The 13,449-nt window shown below is 63.7% G+C and carries 12 protein-coding genes; 4 read left to right on the top strand and 8 right to left on the bottom strand.

The window, feature by feature from the left end:
• Nucleotides 1-40 precede the first annotated feature (40 nt).
• Entirely contained in the window at nt 41-985 is a 945-nt protein-coding gene (locus AS156_RS27010; protein ID WP_066510898.1) for an ornithine cyclodeaminase family protein, read from the bottom strand.
• A gap of 190 nt (nt 986-1,175) precedes the next feature.
• Here AS156_RS27010 and AS156_RS27005 point away from each other — a divergent pair, with 190 nt between their 5' ends.
• The gene (locus AS156_RS27005) at nt 1,176-1,919 is read left to right on the top strand and encodes a bestrophin-like domain (protein ID WP_066511072.1); all 744 of its coding nucleotides are present in this window, start codon (nt 1,176-1,178) and stop codon (nt 1,917-1,919) included.
• 47 nt (nt 1,920-1,966) lie between these two features.
• Here the strand turns inward: AS156_RS27005 and AS156_RS27000 are convergent, their stop codons facing one another.
• Complete coding sequence (locus tag AS156_RS27000; protein WP_201456118.1) at nt 1,967-2,542, bottom strand: HdeD family acid-resistance protein; 576 nt, start codon at nt 2,540-2,542, stop codon at nt 1,967-1,969.
• A 237-nt stretch (nt 2,543-2,779) separates the two neighbouring features.
• Here AS156_RS27000 and AS156_RS26995 point away from each other — a divergent pair, with 237 nt between their 5' ends.
• The gene (locus AS156_RS26995) at nt 2,780-3,001 is read left to right on the top strand and encodes a dodecin (RefSeq protein ID WP_066511070.1); all 222 of its coding nucleotides are present in this window, start codon (nt 2,780-2,782) and stop codon (nt 2,999-3,001) included.
• Nucleotides 3,002-3,167: 166 nt separating this feature from the next.
• Here the strand turns inward: AS156_RS26995 and AS156_RS26990 are convergent, their stop codons facing one another.
• Both AS156_RS26990 and AS156_RS26985 read right to left on the bottom strand, forming a co-directional pair.
• Nucleotides 3,168-3,728, bottom strand: a complete 561-nt coding sequence (locus AS156_RS26990; protein WP_066510892.1) for a GNAT family N-acetyltransferase — start codon at nt 3,726-3,728, stop codon at nt 3,168-3,170.
• An 18-nt stretch (nt 3,729-3,746) separates the two neighbouring features.
• Nucleotides 3,747-6,104 carry an Orn/Lys/Arg family decarboxylase gene (locus AS156_RS26985; protein ID WP_066510890.1) on the bottom strand — a complete coding sequence of 786 codons (2,358 nt, stop codon included), beginning with the start codon at nt 6,102-6,104 and terminating at the stop codon, nt 3,747-3,749.
• A gap of 282 nt (nt 6,105-6,386) precedes the next feature.
• Here AS156_RS26985 and AS156_RS26980 point away from each other — a divergent pair, with 282 nt between their 5' ends.
• Nucleotides 6,387-7,544 (top strand): acyl-CoA dehydrogenase family protein, encoded by a 1,158-nt coding sequence (locus tag AS156_RS26980; RefSeq protein ID WP_160331146.1) that lies wholly within the window; start codon nt 6,387-6,389, stop codon nt 7,542-7,544.
• Between the two features lie 14 nt (nt 7,545-7,558).
• Here AS156_RS26980 and AS156_RS41215 read toward each other — a convergent pair whose 3' ends face one another.
• Nucleotides 7,559-7,846: a cupin domain-containing protein gene (locus AS156_RS41215; RefSeq protein WP_283807944.1), complete on the bottom strand. Its 288-nt coding sequence runs from the start codon at nt 7,844-7,846 to the stop codon at nt 7,559-7,561.
• A gap of 328 nt (nt 7,847-8,174) precedes the next feature.
• Between AS156_RS41215 and AS156_RS26970 the strand changes: the two genes are divergently transcribed.
• The gene (locus tag AS156_RS26970) at nt 8,175-9,515 is read left to right on the top strand and encodes a metallophosphoesterase family protein (protein ID WP_066510875.1); all 1,341 of its coding nucleotides are present in this window, start codon (nt 8,175-8,177) and stop codon (nt 9,513-9,515) included.
• Nucleotides 9,516-9,634: 119 nt separating this feature from the next.
• Here the strand turns inward: AS156_RS26970 and AS156_RS26965 are convergent, their stop codons facing one another.
• The 3 genes from AS156_RS26965 to mctP all read right to left on the bottom strand — a co-directional run bounded on the left by AS156_RS26965 (nt 9,635) and on the right by mctP (nt 13,408).
• Complete coding sequence (locus tag AS156_RS26965; protein ID WP_066510873.1) at nt 9,635-10,795, bottom strand: DJ-1/PfpI family protein; 1,161 nt, start codon at nt 10,793-10,795, stop codon at nt 9,635-9,637.
• 152 nt (nt 10,796-10,947) lie between these two features.
• Entirely contained in the window at nt 10,948-11,565 is a 618-nt protein-coding gene (locus AS156_RS26960) for a tetratricopeptide repeat protein (RefSeq protein ID WP_066510871.1), read from the bottom strand.
• Nucleotides 11,566-11,851: 286 nt separating this feature from the next.
• Entirely contained in the window at nt 11,852-13,408 is a 1,557-nt protein-coding gene (gene mctP / locus AS156_RS26955; protein ID WP_201456116.1) for a monocarboxylate uptake permease MctP, read from the bottom strand.
• Between the last annotated feature and the right edge of the window lie 41 nt (nt 13,409-13,449).

Raw genomic sequence — 13,449 nt, 5'->3', positions numbered from 1 at the left:
ATGTGGCGGGTTGCGCTGACGCTGACCGGCCCTACGGTCTTCACCGCAATTCCTTCCCCAGCCGCGCAAACACCGTTTCGCAGGTCATCAGATCGAGATGACCGCCGCCGGCGTTCTTGAAAAAGGTGATGTCGTCGGCGGACAGCCGGCCGGGGACCTTGCCGCCGGCGAGGTCGTAGTGATCGCCGAGCACGTCGCCTTCGCTGATGGCGCCGCTTTTGATCGGCTGCAGGATATCGCCGACGCCGTCGAAAGCGGATTCGCGGCGGTCGACGAACACGCGCGAGCGCCGGGCCGCCTCGTCGTCGGACTCGCGGGTCTCCGGTGTGAAGCCGCCGACCAGGTCGAGATGGGTGCCGGGCTTCAGGTTCTCGCCCTTGACCAGCGGCTCGCGTGAGCGGGTGCAGGTGGTGATCACGTCAGCCTCGCGTGTCGCGGCATCGAGATCGGTGGCGACCTCGGCGGTAAGGCCTTCGCCTGCGAACTGCGTGGCGAGCACCTCGGCACGCTCCGCGGTCCGGTTCCAGATCAGCACGCGGCGCAGCGACGGCCGCACCGTGCGGTGGCCGCGCACCAGCCAGGCCGCCATCTCGCCGGCGCCGACGACGAGCAGCGTCTCGACATCAGGCCGTGCGAGCTGCTTGGCGCCGAGCGCGGAGTCCGCGGCCGTTTTCCAATGGGTGATCTCGGAGGCGTCCATCACTGCGAGCGGGCGCCCGTCGACGCCGTCGAACAGCACGCAGACCGCCTGCACGGCCGGCAGCTTGCCCTGCGCGAGGTTGCCCGGGAAACTCGTGTAGAGCTTGGTCATCATGAAGCGGCCGCCATCGACCGCGCTGCGCGTCACGAGCTGCTGCCCCTTGTCGTCGCCGAGATAGCTGTCGTGCACCGCGATCTTCGGCCGGCGATGTGCCGCCTCCATCGCCTCGATCAGGATCGGGAAGGTCAGGACGCGGTTGGCCTCGCTGTCGTCGACAAAATGCACGTCGTTCTCCTCTTGAAGCGCCCTTGCGCTCTCTCTGAGCCCTCTTGCGCTCCTCGCGGAGCTTGCCCGAAAGCCGGGCTGCGCTTGGTCGGGGATGGATAGCGCGTGGGGAAGGCTAGTCAACCGGACATGTACCCGCACGCCGTGCTTGCTATTCTGTCGCCTGATTCTGTCGCAGGTTCCGCAAGCCGTGGTTGCACTCGTCGTTGCCCTTCTGACCTTCGTGTTGCTCGTCAGCGCCACCCTCGGGAGCATGGCTCTCTATGGGCGGCTCGAGGAGCATCATCGCACCGACGATACCAACACCTCGGTGCGCCTGGTCGCGACGATGTTCGTGACCATGCCGTCATTGCTGCTCGGCCTCATGATGAACAACGCGGCCAATACCTATGTGGCGATCGACCGCAACCTCCACGTCTTCGCGACTGACATCATCCTGCTCGACCGCACGCTGCGTCCGCTCGGCCCAAGCGCGGATGAGCCGCGCCGCTATCTGCTGAACTATGTCGAGCAGGCGCTAAAGGACGAGCCGATCGTACGCGCAACGGAGGACTCCGAGGCCTGGCTGGACAGGATCGGCAGCAGCCTGAGGGCGCTGCGGTTCGATGATGACGAACAGAAGATCGCGCTGTGGAACGAGGCCCGCTCGGTCTACCGGCAGATGCTGCAGCAGCGCTGGACCTTCACCGAACAGTCCGACAATCCGTTTCCGTCGCCGATGGTCGGGATCCTGATCGCGTGGCTCACGCTGATGTTCGCGACGCTGGGCTTTCGCGCGCCGCGCAACGCCGTCGTGATCGGCGCCTGCATCGCAGCCGCCGTGCTGATCTCCGGGGCGATCTACCTGATCCTCGACATGAGCACGCCGTTCTCCGGGCCGATTCAGCTCTCCGACCGGCCGCTGGTGCGCGCGGCGCAGGAGATCAGGAAGTAAGGCGGGTTACGGTGTCGCTAACCCGCCTTACGGTTTTTGCGCTCAGCTCACGTGCTGCGCCTCAGCGCCATGCCCATGCCGATCCAGCTCACGCCGGCGCAGATCAGGTCGACGCTGAGGAAGATACCGAGCGCATAGAGGCTTGAGAGCGGCCAGTGTGCGAGGATGATGGCGCCGAGCACCAGCGTGATGACGCCCGACAGCGCGACCAGGCCCCACGGCGCCGCGGAGTTCATGCCGAAGGCGAGGAAGATGCGGACGATCCCCGAGACGACCAGTGCGATGCCGATGAACAGCGTAAGCGTCGCCGCCGCGAGCAGGGGATTTTGGAAGGTGATGAAGCCCGCGACGACATAGAGCACCCCGAGCAGGGCCCAGAACAGGAACTTGCCCCACGACTTGACCTGGAATGCGCTGATGATCTCGGCGACACCGGAGACGATCATCATGGCGCCGACGAACAGCACGCTGACGACGGTCGCGAAGAACACGCTGCCGAACGCGAGGATGCCCGCGATCAGGTAGATCACGCCAAGTGCGACGATCCAGCCCCACTTCGCGCGAAGGCTGGACAGTCCTGCACCGAGACTGTGGGAGGGAGGGGTGGCGGGTGAGCTGGACATCGTCGACATGGCATCGCTCCCGTAAACTGGACCGAACCATGCTACCATAGGTGGGCGCGCCGACAAGGGCAGGTGCCGATGGCACCGAACCCGGCGCGACACGTTGATTCAATTCGTCTGCCGTGTTGCCGCGCAGCATTCGCTTCGCGACAACACATTGCCCGGATTGCAGAGGAGCCATTGTCCGGATCGCGCATGAATTTGTCCGGTTCTTCCATCCACCCCAAGGAGGTCGACATGCCCGCAAGTCACGACAAGGATCACGTCTACAAGATCCTGGAACTCGTTGGATCATCCGACAAGAGCATCGAAGCGGCGATCGAGAACGCCGTCAGCCGCGCGTCGAAGACGGTCCGTGAAATGAAATGGTTCGAGGTCGTGCAGACCAGGGGCCACATCGAAGACGGCAAGGTGCGCCACTATCAGGTGACGCTGCGGGTCGGGTTCACGTTGGAATAGGGCGTTCCCCGCAAGAGAGGGCGTTGTTGCGCCCCTATCCGTCATTGCGAGCGAAGCGAAGCAATCCATTGCGCCGCTTGCGGAGGCGTGGATTGCTTCGTCGCTTCAGCGCAAAATTGCTTTGCAATCTTGTCGCGACCTCCTCGCAATGACGGCGGTCAGAGCATCACCGCCGCGACAGCGGCGCGGGCGGGGGCGGCTCGGTCGACCCGGGGCCGAGCGAGCGTTGCACCATCACGCTGTCGGACCAGTGGCCGTAGCGATAGGCGACGCCGGGCAGGCGTGCGACGCGCGCGAAGCCGAACCGGTCGTGCAGCGCGAGCGAAGCGGCGTTGTCGCCGTCGATATAGCCGATCATCTGGCGGAAGCCGGCCGCCGCACAAGTGTCGATCAGCTCCTGCAGCAGCTTTCCGCCGACGCGCTGGCCGACATATTGGTGATGCACATAGATCGAGTGCTTCACAGTGTAGCGGTAGGCCGGGCGCTTGCGGAACAGCACGACATAGGCGTAGCCGACCACCTCGCCGTCGCAAACCGCGACCAGATGCGGCAGGCGGGTGTTGCGCAAATTCTTGCGGCGCTCACGCAGATCGTCGGGCTCCGGCGTGCCAGAGTCGTCGACACTGTCCTCGACGCCGCGGCGGATGTGGCGGCGGTAGATCGACAGCATGGCGTCGACGTCGCTGTCGCGCGAGGTGCGCACGGTGATCTTGTGGTCATTCTCCATTGCGTGCAGTCCGTCCGCTTATTCCGATACGACGTAAGTATAGAAGCGGACGCGGCCCGACGCATCGATCTCCTTGTAGACGCCCTGGATCTCGACCTCGAAGCCGGGGAAGGCGTTGAAGCTCGCCTCGAACATCTTGAGATAATCGATCATCGGCTTGCTGCGTTCGGAGAGCCGTTCGCCCGGCACGATGGTGGCGATGCCGGGCGGATAGACCACGAACGGCGTCGCTGCGATGCGGCCGAAGATCTCGTCGATCGGCAGATAGTCGACGTCGTTGCGCACCAGATAGCGTGAAGCCTCGCGCGGCGACATCGCGATCTCGGGCAGGTGTTCGGGCATGAACTGCTTGGCCTGTAGCGCGCTGACACCGGCATCGCGGAAGAAGCGGTGCATGTCGCCGCAGAGGTCGCGCAGCCGCACTCCGGCATAGCGGTTCGGCCGACGGCGATAGAATTCCGGAATCACGTCCTCGAGCAGCGCGTTGTCGTCATGCAGCTTCTTGAAGGCGACGAGGCCCGAGATCAGCGTGCCGGCCTTGCTGGCCTCGACGCCCGGCGTCAGCAGGAAGAGCAGGGAGTTGAGGTCGTTCTTCTCGGCGACGATGCGGTTCTCGCGCAGATATTGCGCGACCACCGGCGCGGGGATGCCGTGGTCGGCATAGGCGCCGGTCGCATGATCGAAGCCCGGCGTCAGCAGCGTCAGCTTGTTCGGATCGGTCATGGCGAAGCCCGCCGTCATCTCCGGAAAGCCGTGCCAGGTCTCGCCGGGCTTGAGCTGCCAGTAGGACGGGTTGGTCGCGAGCTGGTCGGTCGAGATCGTCTCCCAGGCGACGTTGTGCACGCCGTTCTCGCGGGCGACGTCGGGGATCGTCACGCGGTCCGGCACGAACGGCTCGAAGAACCAGCGCCGGTCGAGCCGCGTCTCGTTCTCCTCGAACTCGCGCTTCAGGGCGCGGATCTTCTTGCGCAGCTCGATGCCGAGCCGGATCGTATCGTCCCACAGCACTTCGCCGGAGCGGCCCTTCATCATCTGCGCGCCGACGTCGAGGGAAGCGAACAGCGGATAGAACGGCGAGGTCGAGGCGTGCTGCATGAAACTTTCATTGAAGCGGCGGTGCTCGACGCGGCGCTTCTGGCCCTTGATGTGGCGATCGCGGATGTGGATCTGCGAGGCCTGCGAGAAGCTCGCGAGCTGCTTGTGGGTCGATTGCGTCGCGATGATGCCGGGCGCCTCCGCGCCGAGATCGGACAGCCCCATCGCGAAGCGGCCGGCATAGATCGGGTGGAATTTCATGAAGCCGGCCCAGGCTTCGTCGAACAGGATGTAGTCGCAGAGGTGCCCGATGCGCTTGAGGATCATCTCGGCAGAGTGGATCGTGCCGTCATAGGTGCACTGCTCGACCACCGCGACGCGGAACGGACGCTCCTTCTTCCAGGCGTTCTCGTCCCTAACCAGCGGGTGCTTGCGGATGTGATCGCGCAGCGTCGCTTCGTCGAGCAGGTCCCAGCGCATCGGCCCGATCAGGCCCCAAGCGTTGCGCACCGTCGGCACATAGACCGGGATGCCGCCGCCGATCAGCAGCGCGCCGTGATGGGCGGCCTTGTGGTTGTTGCGGTCGAACAGCACGAGGTCGCCGTCGGTGACCAGCGAGCCGAGCGCGACCTTGTTGGAGGTCGAGGTGCCGTTGAGCACGAAATAGGTCTTCTCGGCGCCGAAGATCCGCGCCGCTTCCTTCTGCGCCTTCAGCGCCGGGCCCTCATGGGTGAGGAGATCGCCGAGGTCGAGCACGGAATTGTCGAGATCGTCGCGGAACACGGCCTCGCCGAGATGCTCGACGAAAACCCGTCCGATCGGGCTGCGGCTGTAGAACACGCCGCCATTGTGGCCCGGGCAGGTCCAGAGCTGGTTGCCTTCCTCGGCATAGTCGACCAGCGCGCCGAAGAACGGCGTCTTCAGGTTCTCGGCGTATTGCTTTAGCCGGCTGATCAGGTTTTTCGCGATGAAGGGCGGGGTCTCCTCGGACAGGAACACGTAGCCGTCGATGAAATCGAGCACCTCTACCGGCAGGTCCTCGAAACGTTTGCGGCGGATCAGGAGGATGATCGGGAAGTCCAGGCCCCGCCGGCGCATCAGGTTGATCAGCGCCGCGGTCTTGCCTTCAAGCCCCTTTTTGCCCCAGTCGACCACCATGCAGCCGATCGCGGCGTCGGTTTGCACCGCGATTTCGGCATCTTCCAGCTTGCGGGCCCGCACCACCTCGAAGCCGGAGCGCTCGATCTCGGTGATGATCTGGTGGAAGCGGATGCCCTCGAGGTCGTCGGCTTCGAAGACCGGCGCGGCGAACAGGAAGTTGAAGCGTTTGAAATAGTCCATACGGGTCCTCGATCTGTATTGGACTGCACCTGTCGGCACAATTCATGACAAACAGATGACAATGGAGAATGGCTTCACTATCCACGTGGAATTTGGCGGGGAGGGAGCGAGCTGCTGACAGCCTCAGGGCCTCAACGGACCATGGTCCATGCCCATTCGACGAGAGCGTTGATCGCGTCGCGGAGTGTAGATGAATTCAGTTCAGCCGTAGCTGAATTCTTCGAATTTGCCCGGTGCCGCATGTTGTCCGACATTGGGCGCATTTCCGGCGAGGAGGGCATCATGCTTGTAGCGACCCAGGCCAGTATTGCGGACTATCTCGCTGCCATCGATCGGCTGGCGCCGTTGATCGCGGCACATCGGCAGGACTTCGATCGCGACCGCAGGCTTCCCGATGCGGTCTTCAACGCACTCGCCGAGGCCGGACTGTTTCGGCTCTATCTGCCGCGATCGCTCGGCGGGCCGGAATTCTCGCCGCTCGACTTCATGGCGATCGTCGAGGCGGCATCCGCACTCGACGGCTCGGTCGGCTGGCTTATCGGAAACGGCGGCGGGATGAGCCGGGTCGGGGGCTACCTGCCTGCGGGCATCGTTCAGGGCTGGTTCGCCGATCCGCTCGCCTTCGTGGCCGCGGCCACCGGGGCGATCGGCACGGCGGTGGAGGCCGAGGGCGGTTATCGGGTCAGCGGACGCTGGCCGTTCGGCAGCGGCGCACATCACGCGACGCGATTCATGGGATTGGCCAGCGTGAAGGGGGCCGACGGCAAGGACGGCCCGCCGCTGTGCTGCTACTTCGACAAATCGGATGTCCGCGTCGATGACACCTGGTTTGTCTCTGGACTGCGCGGCACCGGGAGCTGCGACTTCGAGTTGCGCGACTGCTTCGTTCCGGTGAGACACACCCATCCGCTGGTCGATTTCCAGCCGACGCAGTCGGGCGTTCAGTACCGGTTGCCGGGTGTCTCGGCGTTTGCCTGGACGATCTCGGCTGTGCCCCTCGGCATCGCGCGCGGCGCGCTCGACGCCTTCATCGCGCTGGCGGGCCGGAAGCCGCGGCTGGGTGGCGCCGGCCAGCTGCGCGACAGCGAACTTGCCCAGGCCCTGGTCGGTCGGGCGGAGGCGACGCTACGCGCGGCGCGGGCGTTGCTCGTCGAGGCCATGACGGAGCTCATGGAGGCGACCGACGCCGGAGGCAGCCGCCTCATTCAGGCGCGGATCTCCCTTCGGGTTGCCTGCGCCAATGGCGCCGAAACGGCTGCGCGTGTCGTCGAGATGATTGCGGCCGCCGCCGGGAGCCCCGCGATCTTCGAGACCGGCACGATCGAGCGATCGGTGCGCGATATCAACGCGGCGATCAAGCATGTGGCGATGAGCCCGAACAGCTATACGCTCGCCGGACGCGTGAGCCTCGGTCTCGATCCCGGCACATGGAGGTTTTGACGACGATCGCGTCGTCAGGGTGCGACCGGCACCAGCCCGTAGCGCAGCATCGTCTCCTTCATCCTGGCCGGATCGGGCGCGCCGCCGGCCATCAGCGCCGCCATTTCCTGCGCACCGGGGCTGAGAACACAGAGGCAGGTCGCCGGGCCGTTTGAACGGTTCGTGAAGCCGTGCGCGATGCCGTGCTTGATGAACACGGTCTCGCCGGGCGCGAGATCGATGTCCTTGCCGTCGATCCGCCGGGCCGAGACGCCTGATAGCCCGTAGATCGTTTCGTCCCAGCTCTCGTGATAATGCGGGATCTCTGTCTGGGGAGCGGCGCCGATAACATCGCTCGCTTTTGGCTTGAGTTTGGTTGCAACCTGATATTGTATACATTGATTGATGCTCGTCTAAAGACAAATTGATCAGGCCGAACCGTGTCGGCTTCCACCAGAAGCAATTGTGTCGTGGAACACAGATATATTGCTCAATTGACCGCGCGATCGTCGTCACTTTGCGAAGCGGCACGGTCCACGCCAGCGACGACTGGAGAATGTTTTCGAGGCGGCGGGATGCGGTGATTCAAATGAGTTCGCCGCAGCGCATCTGCGTGAGACGACGGTCACACCCATGCCTGAAGGAGGAACCATGTCCCGCGCGTTCGGAGATCCCGATCTAACTCCCGACAATTTTAGCAGTTTCAGCAAGCAGGAGATCGATGCCGACTCGGCGGCCAAGGGGCTGGCGCAGCTCGAACCATTCCCCGAGGCAAGGTCCACCACTCCGATGGACCTGTCCTCGGTGATCGGCACGGATGTGACGCAGAAAATCCAGAAGGCCGGCCAGATCACCTTTCATGCGGTGGGTGACACCGGTGGCATTCACAGTCCGGAATTCCAGTTCGCCGTCGCCGACGCGATGGCCGCGGATCTCTCGAGTGGAGCCGCGTTCTGGTATCACCTCGGTGACGTCGTCTATTATTTCGGTGAAGACCAGTACTACTTCTCGCAGTTCTACGATCCGTATCGCAACTACAATGCCCCCATCTTTGCCATCCCCGGCAATCACGACGGAGCGCTCTACCAGGGCGAAACCGTCAAGTCGCTGGAGCCCTTTATCGCCAACTTCTGCACCACGCATCCCGCGCGAAGTCCAGACAGCCAGGGCGCGGTTCGAACCACGATGGATCAGCCGGGCGTGTACTTTACGCTGAACGCGCCATTCGTCAAATTCATCGGTCTCTATTCGAATACGAGTGAGGGCGGCACGGAGGGAGTGATCTCGAGTTCAAAGGTCGGCACCGCCCAGCTGACCTTCCTGAAGCAGCAGCTGGCTGCCGCGAAAGCCGAACGGGACAGGAACCAGGGACGCGCGCTGGTGATCGCGACGCATCACCCTCCGTTTACAGGCAGTCCCACGCATGTGCCGAGTCCCACCATGCTGAAGCAGATCGACGAGGCCTGCGCCGCAGCCGGCATCCAGCCGGACCTTTATCTCTCCGGCCACGCCCATCTGTATGAGCGCTACACGCGAACGGTGGGCGGAAAGCAGATTCCCTATCTCGTCGCCGGCATGGGCGGCTACTACAACCTGCCAGGCTTGAAGCCGCCAAATCGTCGCCCGCGGTCACAGCCCACGCCGCAAACCGGCACCGACGCGAGCGGCAATCCGCTCCGGCTCGACGTCTACAACGACAACACCTTTGGATTTGTGCGGTTGACGGTATCCCCGACGTCGATTGCCGGTGTGTTCGTGACGGTGGACCCGCAGACAGGCAAGACCGGCATCGGCGACAGCTTCACGGTCGACCTGCACGCCAACACGGTTTCCGGCGGTGGATCAGCTGCAAGCGCCGGCAAGCCTGCAGGCAAGGGGGCTGCACCCTCCAAGGCCAAACCTCCCGCGGCCAAGCGCCCAGCGAAGGCCGGTGCCAAACCGCCGAAGGCGAAGTCCAAGTCGGGCGCGACGAAGAAGACCAGGCGCGGCTGACGCCGACCCGAAGCCGATATTGACCGGTTCATCATGCGGGCAAGTGCACCGGGTGGCACAAGATCCACCCGATGCGTTGCTTCTACCTCGCTTTTCGAGGACAAAGCGGACACGCCTTATTAGTTCGCGCTGCCGGAGATTTGTCGCGGATATTCGAGCTGCATCGCGACGAAATCTGCCGTGGAGGCGCCATAGCGAGTCTCGATTCCCTTGAGCGTCTGATCGAGCGCTTGCGCGGGTGGGGTGATGCCGACTGTTGGCAGCGAGCGCTCCGCAGACCAATCGGCTGCCACCTGCTGCGGATAGATGCGCAGGCCGTTTCGCATGACCACCGCATCACCGGTCGCGGCGAACGTCACGGCTTGCGAACGATAGGTGCGCGACCAGCTGTCGGTGACCAGAGCGAGCGAGACCTCATCGATGCCTGGTGTCAGCGCGACGCCGAGTTGCTCGCGGTCCCAGAAGGCGAGGGCGTTCCGGATCGCGGTCAGCGCGAACGGGCGGGTGAACTTGAACGCGTTGCTGTCGTGGCGCTCATCCCAGTCGGGCAGGCCGATCTCGCGCGCGATCGTCTCCGCCTTGGCGCGCCCCGCGATCGCCTCGATCAGGGTCAGCGACATCGGCATCGACGCGGAGACGCCTGTCGTCGTCGCCACGCCGCGGTCGACCACGATCCTGCGGTTAGCGACATATTGGATCGCCGGATGGTTGTCGCGCCAGTCCTTCAGCTCGTACCAGTGCGTCGTCGCGCGCTTGCCATCGAGCAGGCCGGTCGAGGCCACGACCTGGCCGCCGGCGCAGATGCCGACGATGACAGCGCCTGTTTTCGCCTGGCGACGGATCCATTGCAGCACGGCCGGATCGTCGTTGCGGGTCATGGCGGGCACGATGACATAGTCGGCGCCATCGGGATGTGCAGTGTCGAATGCGGCGATGGTCGCGTCCGGCTCCACTTTCAGCGCCGGATACAGCGTCACCGGGCCGGGTGCCGTTGCCAGCGTCACGACATCGGCGACATCGGCGCGCTTGAGGATGCCGTAGGGCATCACATAGTCGGTGGTCTCGCTCATGTCGTTGATACCGACGATCGCGATCAGCGGCCGCGGCCGCTTCGGCGGCTTCAGCGCCGCAAGCATCGCATCATGTTCGTTCTTCGCGATCGGCGGCGGCGCCTTGAATGCCGACGCGGCGGGGAGGGACAGCAGCCAGCCGCCGCCGATGATGATGGGAAGCAGCGCGGCAACGGCAGCGCCGCTCCACGCGAGAAACCGCGGCTTCATGATGATCTCGGCCGATACGTTGAATCGCCGCGCAAGCTAGCGAGCGAAGCCCTCGATCGAAATGGCGTAATTCCCGCAAAAACGGACGCGCGCCGATGCGGCGGATTGTCGATGCAATCCGCCGCACATGGACAGATCGATCTCCGCCTTTCTCAGTAGACGAGGCTCGTTCCAGGCGGTTTCTCGAGCGCCGCGGCGAGCGTACGATATTCTTCGCAGTCGGTGCCGCAGATCGCGGCGATCCGGCTCAGATGAAACTCCGCCTGATCGCGGTTGCCCTGCTCGATCTGCCAGAACCCGTAGTAATTCCACGTCAGCACGTGGTTCGGATCGGCCTTCAGCGCGCGCTCGTACCAGACCTGCGACTGCTTGTAGTCGCCGAGCTTGCGATAGGAGTAACCGATCAGATTGGCGACGTTCGGATGCTCGTCGTGGCCGAGCGCGTGCAGCTGATCGATCGCCGCGGCATAGTCGTTGTGCTCGTAGATCGTTGCGTAAGCCGTGCGGTAGCCCTCGCGAAAGATCGGATCGTCGAAGAGCGACTGCTTGGTCGGCTTCTTGATCTTGTGCGTGGTCTTTCCGCCTTGCTGCTGCTGGGCAGGAGAGGACGGCGTCGGCGCCTCGTAGTGCGATCCGTAGGGGTCGCCGCCACCGCCTCCACCACCTCCTCCGCCACCTCCCGCCGCGACGGCGGATTGCGGTGCGATGAGAATGAGCGGCACTGTCAGGAATGCTGCAAGCGTTGCGAATTTCATCGGCGACGTGATCATGACAACCTCCTGCTTGGAACAGCCAGTCGTTGGTGTGAGGTCATAACTCCACGTCGCCCGAAACATTCCCGTCGACTCGCGAATTATCCGCGGCACGCGCGGGATCGCGAGTTAGAAACTGACATTGGTGTTAGCTTTGGAATGTGATGAAGCGGCTCTGCTGTGCGACGCGAGACGAGGGCGATTTGCCGCGTTGTTGTCGACGCGCATATGGCCGGGCACCTGGTGACGGAACGCCTTGCATATCCTCGGGCGGGCGCTTGCCCGCCGAGCGGCGAGGCCAGGATCAGGTCGTTGGCGCCGGCGCGTGATATTCGGTCGCGACGGTTTCGTCGGTCGAACCGGCGCCGAGCGAGTTGAGCAGCAGGGTCAGAAGAATCGTCAGACCCAGGTTGACGATGACAGCGTAAAGCGCGGCGTAGCCTGGAAAGGTGAAGGTACCGATCGCAAGTGCGTAGGTCGGGGCGAGCTTTGCTGCGATGAACATCGCAGTCCCGCTCGCGATTCCGGCGGCCCAGCCGATCAGCAATGCCCAATCATTGAACCAGCGGGTATACACGCCCAGCATCACGGATGGCAGCGTCTGGATGATCCAGATGCCTCCGAGGAGTTGCAGGTAGATCGCAAACTTCGAAGGCAGGAAGATGATGAAGGCCAACGCGCCGAACTTGACGATCAGCGATACCCACTTTGCGATCTGGGCCTCTTGCTGGTCGGTCGGCTGTCGATTGATGAACTCGCGATGAATGTTGCGCGTGTAGAGGTTGGCCGAAGCAATCGACATGATTGCCGCCGGAACGAGCGCTCCGATCCCGACCGCGGCGAAGGCGATCCCCACGAACCATGACGGGAAGCTATGGAGAAACAGCGCAGGCACCGCGAAGTTGTTGCCGAACTGCTTGAAGCCAGCCGCATATTCGGGAAGTTGATTGAGGCCTGCCGCGATCGCGAAGAAGCCGAGCAGAGCAAGCAGACCGAGCATGAACGAATAGCCCGGCAGCAGTGCGGCGTTGCGACGGATGGCGCGACCACTGCTCGCCGCTAGGATGCCGGTGATGGAGTGCGGATACAGGAAGAGCGCGAGTGCCGATCCCAGCGCCAGTGTCGCGTAGGCCCCATAGGCGCCGGTGGTGTTGTCGCCAGGAACAGCCAGCAGCAGCTTCGAAGCCGGCACTGCCGCAAAGATCTTCGCAAAGCCGCCCAACTGAATCGGAACGACAATGACCGCGGCGAACGCCGTCAAATAGATGAGGAGATCCTTGACGATGGCGATCGAGGCCGGCGCCCGCAGCCCGCTCGAATAGGTGAAGGCGGCGAGGATGATGAACGCGATGACGAGCGGCAGATCGCCGGCATAACCTGGTCCCGAAATGCCCAAGCCTCCGATCACGACCTGGAGCCCGACCAGTTGCAGCGCGATGTACGGCATCGTCGCGACGATGCCGGTCGCGGCGACTGCCAGCGCGAGCCAGCGATTGCCGAAGCGTCCACGCACAAAGTCGGCGGCAGTGATGTAATTGTGCTTGTGACAAACGTACCAAAGCCGCGGAAAGGCGAGGAGGAGAATGGGGTAGGCGACAATCGTGTAAGGGACTGCGAAAAACGCAATTGCACCGGCCCCGAAGGCGAGCGCCGGAACGGCAATGAATGTGTAAGCCGTGTAGAGGTCGCCGCCGATCAGGAACCAGGTGACGACGGTGCCGAACCGACGTCCGCCGAGTCCCCATTCATGCAACAGATCGAGGTCGCCTCTACGCCAACGGGCTGCGGCAAAGCCTAACCAGGTAATCAGGGCAAACAACGCCAGGAAAATGATGAAGGCGGTCCAGTTCACGTTCTGCACGGCATCCTCCCGGTTGGTTTCCCCCGTTATCTCGTCGTTGC

The sequence above is a fragment of the Bradyrhizobium macuxiense genome (assembly GCF_001542415.1).
Classification (GTDB): Bacteria; Pseudomonadota; Alphaproteobacteria; order Rhizobiales; family Xanthobacteraceae; genus Bradyrhizobium; species Bradyrhizobium macuxiense.
Note: the sequence above shows the minus strand (reverse complement) of the source record. Positions and strands in the feature narration are given on the sequence as shown.

Excerpts from the sequence above, each read along its gene's own strand:
- AS156_RS26970 (WP_066510875.1), top strand. The coding sequence starts at position 8,175 with ATGTCCCGCGCGTTCGGAGATCCCGATCTAACTCCCGACAATTTTAGC.
- AS156_RS27000 (WP_201456118.1), bottom strand. The coding sequence starts at position 2,542 with ATGTCCAGCTCACCCGCCACCCCTCCCTCCCACAGTCTCGGTGCAGGA.
- AS156_RS26965 (WP_066510873.1), bottom strand. The coding sequence starts at position 10,795 with ATGAAGCCGCGGTTTCTCGCGTGGAGCGGCGCTGCCGTTGCCGCGCTG.
- AS156_RS26985 (WP_066510890.1), bottom strand. The coding sequence starts at position 6,104 with ATGGACTATTTCAAACGCTTCAACTTCCTGTTCGCCGCGCCGGTCTTC.
- AS156_RS26995 (WP_066511070.1), top strand. The coding sequence starts at position 2,780 with ATGCCCGCAAGTCACGACAAGGATCACGTCTACAAGATCCTGGAACTC.
- AS156_RS26980 (WP_160331146.1), top strand. The coding sequence starts at position 6,387 with ATGCTTGTAGCGACCCAGGCCAGTATTGCGGACTATCTCGCTGCCATC.
- AS156_RS26960 (WP_066510871.1), bottom strand. The coding sequence starts at position 11,565 with ATGATCACGTCGCCGATGAAATTCGCAACGCTTGCAGCATTCCTGACA.
- AS156_RS26990 (WP_066510892.1), bottom strand. The coding sequence starts at position 3,728 with ATGGAGAATGACCACAAGATCACCGTGCGCACCTCGCGCGACAGCGAC.